Origin of the sequence: Enterobacter cloacae complex sp. I2 (genome assembly GCF_014896205.1) — a bacterium.
Taxonomy (GTDB): Bacteria; Pseudomonadota; Gammaproteobacteria; order Enterobacterales; family Enterobacteriaceae; genus Enterobacter; species Enterobacter quasihormaechei.
In genome coordinates, this window is the sequence record NZ_JADBRA010000042.1 from 1 (window position 1) to 7,682 (window position 7,682).

Below are 7,682 nucleotides of genomic sequence, written 5' to 3' on the forward strand. Positions count from 1 at the left end.
GATTTCTATTGGTGTAGGTGTATTGGTTTGACCTTTGCTGATTTAACTTTTTTTAAATTAATGTGAATGGGTGAAACATTCCTGCTAACACCAATGTGTTATTAATGTTACCGCAGGGATTAAATAGTTTATTAACTAACGTAATAGCTTTGGAAGCTAAAAAAAGCATTATATTACTTCCATGACATCGGCAAAAAATACGAAATAAAACGATCCCGATACCGAATTCTTAATTTTAAAGTTTGGAGTTTCTATTATGAGCACTAACGAACGAATCTTTAGCCCCTTCACATTACCGAATGGTACTGAACTCAAAAACCGTTTGTTAATGGCCCCAATGACAACCTGTACCGGTTATTACGATGGCACCGTGACCAGCGAGCTGGTGGAGTACTATCGCGCCCGCGCTGGCAGCATCGGCACCATTATCGTTGAGTGCTGTTTTGTTGACGATCTCGGCCTGGCGTTCCCGGGTGCAATTGGGATTGATAACGACGAGAAAATCGCCGGGCTGGCGAAAATCGCTGACGCTATCAAATCCAAAGGCTCTAAAGCCCTTCTGCAAATCTACCACGGCGGCCGTATGGTCGACCCAAAACTGATTGGGGGTCGCACGCCGGTTGGCCCAAGCGCGGTTGCCGCGCCGCGTGACGGTGCCGCGACGCCGGTTGCCCTGACCTCAGAAGAAGTGGAAGGCATGATCGGCAAGTTTGGCGACGCCGTACGCCGCGCGATTCAGGCTGGCTTTGACGGCGTCGAAATTCACGGGGCGAATACCTATCTGATCCAGCAGTTCTACTCCCCGAATTCCAACCAGCGCGACGACGAGTGGGGCGGCAGCCGCGATAACCGCGCGAAATTCCCGCTGGCGGTGCTGGACATCACCCACAAGATGGTGCGCCAGTACGCGGACGACGCGTTCATCATTGGCTACCGTTTCTCTCCGGAAGAGCTGGAAGTCCCGGGCATCCGCTTCGAAGACACCCTGTATCTGCTGGAAAAACTGGCCGCACGCGGGGTGGATTATCTTCACTTCTCCCTTGGCGCCGCCCTGCGTCCATCTATCGTCGACACGCAGGATCCGACGCCGCTTATCGAAAAATACTGCGCGATGCGTTCTGACACGCTGGCACAGATACCGGTAATGGGCGTCGGCGGCGTGGTGAATGCTGCCGATGTGAATAAAGCGCTGGATCATGGCTACGACCTGATTGCCGTAGGCCGCGCCACCATCGCCTACCCGGACTGGACCGATCGCATCGCGGCGGGCGAAAGCCTTGAGCTGTTTATGGACAGTACCCGACGCGAAGAGCTGAACATCCCGGAACCGCTGTGGCGCTTCTCGCTGGTAGAGGCGATGATCCGCGACATGAGCATGGGTGAATCGAAATTCAAACCGGGCACCTTCGTTGAAAAAGTGCAGGACGATGCCAACGAGCTGGTGATCAACGTCAGTCTTGAAACCGATCGCATTGCTGATATCGAGCTGGCCTCAGGACCGAGCGAAGACGTGGAGTTTGTCACCAGCTTCGAAGAGATCCGTACCCGTATTCTGGATGCCAATACCCCGCACGTGGACGCCATCACCGGCGCAACCAGCCAGAGCGAGGCGGTGAAAAAAGCAGTCTCGAAAGCGATGCTGAAATCCAGCAAAGCGCTGGCGGCAGAAGAGGGTGCAGACCCGAATGAAACCAGAAGCGTCGACGTGGTCGTGGTCGGCAGCGGCGGTGCAGGGCTGGCGGCGGCGATCCAGGCGCATGACGAAGGCGCGAGCGTACTGATCGTTGAGAAAATGCCAACCATCGGCGGTAACACCATTAAAGCCTCGGCAGGGATGAACGCGGCAGAGACCCGCTTCCAGCGCGTGAAAGGTATTCAGGACAGCAAAGAGCTGTTCTACCAGGAAAGCCTGAAAGGCGGCGGCAACAAAAACAACCCTGAACTGCTGCGTCGCTTCGTGGAGAACGCGCCGGAGGCGATTGAGTGGCTGGCCACGCGCGGCATTATGCTGAACGACATCACCACCACCGGCGGGATGAGCATTGACCGTACGCACCGTCCGAAAGACGGTTCCGCGGTAGGCGGGTATCTGATCAGCGGCCTGGTGCGTAACGTCAACAAACGCAACATCGAAGTGATGCTGGATACCTCCGTCAGCGACATCATCTTTGAAAATGGCGAAGTCACCGGCGTGCGTCTGACCACCGAAGAGAACGAAACCCTCACCGTGGCAACCAAAAGCGTGATTGTCGCAACGGGCGGCTTCAGCGCCAACAGCCAGATGGTGGTGAAATACCGTCCGGACCTGGAAGGGTTCGTGACGACTAACCACAAAGGCGCAACCGGCGGCGGTATCGCGCTGCTGGAACGTATTGGCGCAGGCACCGTGGATATGGGCGAGATTCAGATCCACCCAACCGTGGAGCAGAAAACGTCGTACCTGATTTCCGAATCCATCCGCGGCGGCGGGGCGATTCTGGTCAACCAGCAGGGGAACCGCTTCTTCAACGAAATGGAGACCCGCGATAAAGTTTCGGCGCAAATCATCGCGCTGCCGGAGAAATACGCTTACATCGTCTTTGACGAGCATGTCCGGGCTAAAAACAAAGCGGCGGATGAGTACATCGCGAAAGGCTTCGTGACCAGCGCCAGCTCGCCAAAAGCCCTGGCGGAAGCGCTCGGGATGGATCACCACCAGTTCCTGGCAACGCTGGAACGCTACAATGGTTTTGTGGAAAAACAGCACGACGATGATTTCGGCCGCACCACCGCGCTGCGCGCCCCCATCAACGAAGGGCCGTTCTACGCCATTCAGATTGCACCGGGCGTACACCACACCATGGGCGGTGTGACCATCAATACCGATACCTGCGTGCTGGACAGCAACCACAACGTATTGCCAGGGGCGTTTGCTGCGGGTGAGGTTGTCGGGGGTATCCACGGCGGTAACCGCATCGGCGGTAACGCGGTGGCAGATATCATTATTTTTGGTACGCTAGCAGGACATCAGGCGGCTATGCGTTCGAAAACACGGTAAGGCTCCTGTTTCCCCGGCGGCGCGGTGCCTGCCGGGGCTACATATGAGGACTCATGCAATGCCTGATAGCCATCGCGTTTACAGCTACTCCGCCGTTCTGATGGGCTCGCCCATCCTCCTGAAACTCTTTTCCCACGACGAAGCGCTCGCCTCCCGCGTGTTTCGCCTGATCAAACAGTACGAAGATCTCCTTACCGTCAACCGCGCGCATTCGCAGGTGATGAACATCAACCATGCTGCCGGTCAGCATCCGGTTGCCGTCAGTCGCCCGGTGTTTGACCTGATCCGCTGCGCGAAAGCGGCCAGCCAAATGGAAGACAGTGCGTTTAATCTGGCGATCGGCCCGCTGGTCAAACGCTGGAAAATTGGCTTTAAGGGTGACGCCGTGCCGCCCGCAGACGAGATCGCTGCCTTGCTGAACATCACGCATCCTGCGGACGTGGTGCTGGATGAAGCCAGCAGCAGCGTATTTCTCACTCGCCCGGGAATGGAGATCGACCTGGGCGCAATCGCCAAAGGCTATATCGCTGACAGGGTCCGGGACCTTCTGCGTAGAGAGGGGGTTGAGCTGGGGTTAATTAATCTCGGCGGCAACATCCAGACGTTAGGCTCGCCGGAGGGCGGCTGGCGCGTCGGCCTGAAAAAACCGTTCGCCGGAGACGCGTTGATTGGGTCGATGACGGTAGAGAACCGGTCGGTCGTGACGTCAGGCACCTATGAGCGCTACTTTGAGCAGAACGGCAAACGCTATCATCACATTCTTAACCCACGCACCGGCTACCCGCTGGATAACGAACTGGACAGCGTGACGATTGTGTCGAAAGACTCCATCGACGGCGATATCTGGACCACGCTGATCTACGGCATGGGTGTGGAGAAGGGGTGTGCCGCACTGCGTTCGCGCCCCGATATTGAAGCCATCTTTGTCACCAAAACAAAAGAAGTGGTGATCTCCTCGATGCACCACTTCCGCTTTACCCTTCTGGACGACAGCTACCGCATTACTGGCAGTACTGTTTGAGCAGCCCGACCTGTTCCGGCTGCAAACGGTAGCGATACACCGGTCTGCCGGTCGCGCCGTAGTGAATGCTGGTAAACAGGATATTAATTTGCGCCAGCCAGATCAGGTATTTGCGGCAGGAAACGCGCGAAATGTTGACCGCATTCGCCAGATCGTCAGTGGAAAATTCCATTTCCGGATGGCTGTCGATCCACTGACAAATCGTGCGCAGCGTCTGCGGGGTTAATCCTTTCGGTAATTTTTTGCTGTCGGCCAGCTCCGGCGCGCCGCCGTGGATCAGCCTGTCGACGTCGGCCTGTTCATAATACTGATGCGATCCCATCAGGCTGCGCTTGGCCTTCCAGCCGTTCAGCGCCTCTTCAAAACGCGGGAACTGGAACGGCTTAATCAGGTAATCCACCACGCCATAGTGCATCGACGTCTGGATCGTCGCGGCGTCGGACGCCGACGAGATCATGATGACGTCGATCGGGCGGCCCGATGCGCGGATGATGGGCAGCAGATCCAGCCCGTTATCCTGCTGCATATACACATCCAGCAGCACAAGATCGATCGGCTGGCCAGGGTTTGCGATCAGCGCCTCGGCCTGGTTGAGCGTGGACGCGACGCCGCAGCAGCTAAAACCCTCAACGCGGTTTACATACAGACGGTTGAGGTCGGCTACCATGGCGTCATCATCGACAATTAACACATTTATCACGCGATATTCCTCTCGCTATCCCAGGGGATCTGAACAAAAAATTGGGTAAATACGCCAGGCTCCGACTCGACGGTAATATCGCCGCCCAGGTTCTGGATCTGCTGACGTGCAAGGAACAGCCCAACGCCGCGGTTTTCACCTTTTGTTGAGTAGCCCTTTGTAAAAATAGCCTCCAGCCGCTCGGGATCAATCCCGGGGCCGTCATCGCTGACCTCTCCGCTCAGCCAGCCGTTCTGGTAATGGAGCAGCAGGCCGATCTCGCCTTCCGGCTGACCTTCCATCGCATCCAGGGCATTTTCGATTAAATTGCCCAGCACGGTGATCAGCACCGCAACCTGCTCTTCATTGGTGGTGTCCGGAAGCTGACTCTCCTCCGCCAGCGTCAGGGTCACTCCGGCCTCTTTGGCGCGGTTAATTTTACCCAGCAGGAAACCCGCAATGACCGGCGATTTAACCTTGCGCTGTATCGCACCGATGTCCGTCTGATAATTCTGCGCGGTCTGGATGATGTACTCCTCCAGCTTATCGTAGCGCTTCATGTGCAGCAGGCCGAGGATCACGTGCAGTTTGTTCATAAACTCATGCGTATGCGAGCGCAGGGCATCAACGTAATTGACCATGCCATCAATACGCTGCATTAGCTGGCTGATTTCGGTTTTATCGCGGAACGTGCTGATCGCCCCGATCACCTGATTCTGGCTTTTCACGGGGACCATGTTGCACAGCAGCAGCCGTCCGTTACAGCCGATCTCCTGATCCTGGCGAGCAATGCCGGTTTTTGATACTTCGCGCAGGCTGGCTAGCAGCGGTTCACTGCTGCTTTCGGAGTGCTGGCCCGAGGTCAGGAGTAAAATCTCTCTGGCGGTGTGGTTAATCATCGTCACGCGACCGTGCATATCTACGGCCATCACACCTTCTCGCAGGGACTGTAACATGGCCTGACGCTGCTCAAAGAGGGCGGAGATCTCGTAAGGCTCCAGCCCGAAGAGTATGCGTTTCAGCACCCTGACCAGGCCCCATATCGCCAGTGAACTCATCAGAACGCTGAACAGGATGGTCCACACGGCGTTGAGCCGTCCGCGGGCAATCTGATCTTCCACCTTATTCAGCGAAATCCCTACCACCACTACGCCGATCTGGTCGTGCCGATCGTCATACACGGGCGTAAAGACGCGCAGCGCTTCCGCAAGCGCGCCGCGGTTTACAGAGACATTCTCTTTCCCTTCCAGGGCAGGCGTCAGATCGTCGCCGATAAAATGCAACCCTAACAGCGCTTCATTGGGGTGGGAATAACGAACACCGCGCAGATCGGTGACCACGGTAAACAGCAGGTCGTTGCGCTTCGTCACCGCCTGGGCAACCGGCTGGATGATGCCGGCCTGGGGTGAGGCCATCAGGCCACGCTTGATATCGGGGCTGTCGGCCAGCGTTCGGGCGATACCCAGCGCGGTATCCTTCACGTCATCGCGCGTGGCGCGGGTGATCTGCACGGAGTACAGCGCGAACACCACCAGCAGCACAGAGCCGATAATGGCGCACACCATCAGCGTAACCAGCGTATTCAGCTTCATAGGACGCTTGCGCATCGGGGGGAAGGGCCGCAAATCGCTCATTAACACTCCGCGATGAAAAAGAAAGGGCTAATTATCGCTGATGAAGGCCATTTCATAAAGCCATGTAAAGAGAGGCGTTTCGTGAGCCTCCTCTCAGGTGACCTATATAAAACACTTTATAGTGTGTGGGTACTCATAATAAGGAGGCAGTTTATGAGCATTATGCTTACCGGTACGGCCAGGGAAAGACGGCAGGCCAGCACGACGAACATCGACAGATTATCCACGCTGGATATGCTTAACGTCATTCATCAGGATGACGCGCAAATCGCTTCTGTACTTACCCCTCACATGACGATGCTGGCCCGCGTGGTAGATAACGCGGCGGCAACGCTGAGTCACGGCGGACGTCTGATTTTGACCGGCGCGGGCGCGTCCGGACGCGTGGCGGAGCAGGCGGCAGAAGCGTTCGCGCCGGGAAAACATCCCGTTATTGCGATCACAGCAGGCGATAACGCCGCAAGCTACGCGCGCGGCGTTGCCGATCTCCAGACCATTGATTTTGGCGAGCACGACATGATGCTGGCGCTGTCCGTCAGCGGCAAAACGCCCTGGGTGTGGGGCGCGATGCGTCATGCGTGGTCTCTGGGCTCAACGGTCGCGCTCATTACGGAGGATGCTCAAAGTGAAGCGGCGCAGCTGGCGAGCATGGTCATTGCGCCCGAGCTGGGGGCTGACGTGGTTGCCGGGTATGCCAACACCAAAGCGGGCATTGCGCAAAGCATGATTATGCATATGGTTACCACCGGTCTGGCGGTACGGACCGGACGGGTGTACAGCAACCTGCGCGTCGATCTGGAAGCAAGCAGCACCAAATGGGCCGAGCGACAGATTGCCATTGTGATGGAAGCGGGGGGATGTTCCCGTGCGCAGGCGAAGGCCGCGCTGGAAAGCTGTAACCACCAGTGTAAAACGGCGGTACTGATGGTGCTGACGGGTCTGGATGCGTGGAAAGCCCATGAGCTGCTGGTGCAGAATAACGGGTTTATTCGCCTGGCCTTGCAGGAAGCGCCGTAAATAAAAAAGCCCGCATTGCGGGCTTTACTGTTTGTGTGGATCAGAACTGGTAGATCATGCCGACGCCAACAATGTCATCGGTTGCAATACCGTTGTCATTGTAGAAGGCGTCATCTTCGTCCAGCAGGTTGATTTTATAATCAACGTAGGTGGAGAAGTTCTTGTTGAAGCTGTAGGTCATGCCTACGTCGATGTAGTTAACCAGATCCATATCGCCTTTCTGGCCCTGCGGGTTGCCAGCGTAGCCTGGATAAGTCATGTCCTTACCCTTAGAGTAAACCCATGCCAGAGATG

At 56.5% G+C, this 7,682-nt stretch carries 6 protein-coding genes; 3 read left to right on the top strand and 3 right to left on the bottom strand.

The window, feature by feature from the left end; all coding sequences use genetic code 11:
* The first annotated feature begins 256 nt into the window (after positions 1-256).
* A complete protein-coding gene (locus IM300_RS22465; RefSeq protein ID WP_193038352.1) occupies positions 257-3,037 on the top strand; it encodes a flavocytochrome c in 2,781 nt (926 codons plus the stop codon).
* Positions 3,038-3,095: 58 nt separating this feature from the next.
* On the top strand, positions 3,096-4,058 hold the full coding sequence (locus tag IM300_RS22470; protein WP_193038353.1) for an FAD:protein FMN transferase: 963 nt from the start codon (positions 3,096-3,098) through the stop codon (positions 4,056-4,058).
* On the opposite strand, the gene dcuR is transcribed toward IM300_RS22470, so the two are convergent.
* Positions 4,039-4,758, bottom strand: a complete 720-nt coding sequence (gene dcuR / locus IM300_RS22475; protein ID WP_006811173.1) for a two-component system response regulator DcuR — start codon at positions 4,756-4,758, stop codon at positions 4,039-4,041. The genes IM300_RS22470 and dcuR overlap by 20 nt on opposite strands.
* Positions 4,755-6,371, bottom strand: a complete 1,617-nt coding sequence (locus IM300_RS22480; protein WP_193038354.1) for a sensor histidine kinase — start codon at positions 6,369-6,371, stop codon at positions 4,755-4,757. Before IM300_RS22480 ends, dcuR begins: the two co-directional genes overlap by 4 nt.
* Before the next feature lie 153 nt (positions 6,372-6,524).
* Between IM300_RS22480 and IM300_RS22485 the strand changes: the two genes are divergently transcribed.
* A complete protein-coding gene (locus IM300_RS22485; protein WP_193038355.1) occupies positions 6,525-7,388 on the top strand; it encodes an N-acetylmuramic acid 6-phosphate etherase in 864 nt (287 codons plus the stop codon).
* A gap of 40 nt (positions 7,389-7,428) precedes the next feature.
* Here the strand turns inward: IM300_RS22485 and IM300_RS22490 are convergent.
* On the bottom strand, positions 7,429-7,682 hold a 254-nt coding region (locus IM300_RS22490; RefSeq protein WP_226842416.1), incomplete at its 5' end, for a porin.

Excerpts from the sequence above, each read along its gene's own strand:
- IM300_RS22465 (WP_193038352.1), top strand. The coding sequence starts at position 257 with ATGAGCACTAACGAACGAATCTTTAGCCCCTTCACATTACCGAATGGT.
- IM300_RS22470 (WP_193038353.1), top strand. The coding sequence starts at position 3,096 with ATGCCTGATAGCCATCGCGTTTACAGCTACTCCGCCGTTCTGATGGGC.
- IM300_RS22480 (WP_193038354.1), bottom strand. The coding sequence starts at position 6,371 with ATGAGCGATTTGCGGCCCTTCCCCCCGATGCGCAAGCGTCCTATGAAG.
- IM300_RS22485 (WP_193038355.1), top strand. The coding sequence starts at position 6,525 with ATGAGCATTATGCTTACCGGTACGGCCAGGGAAAGACGGCAGGCCAGC.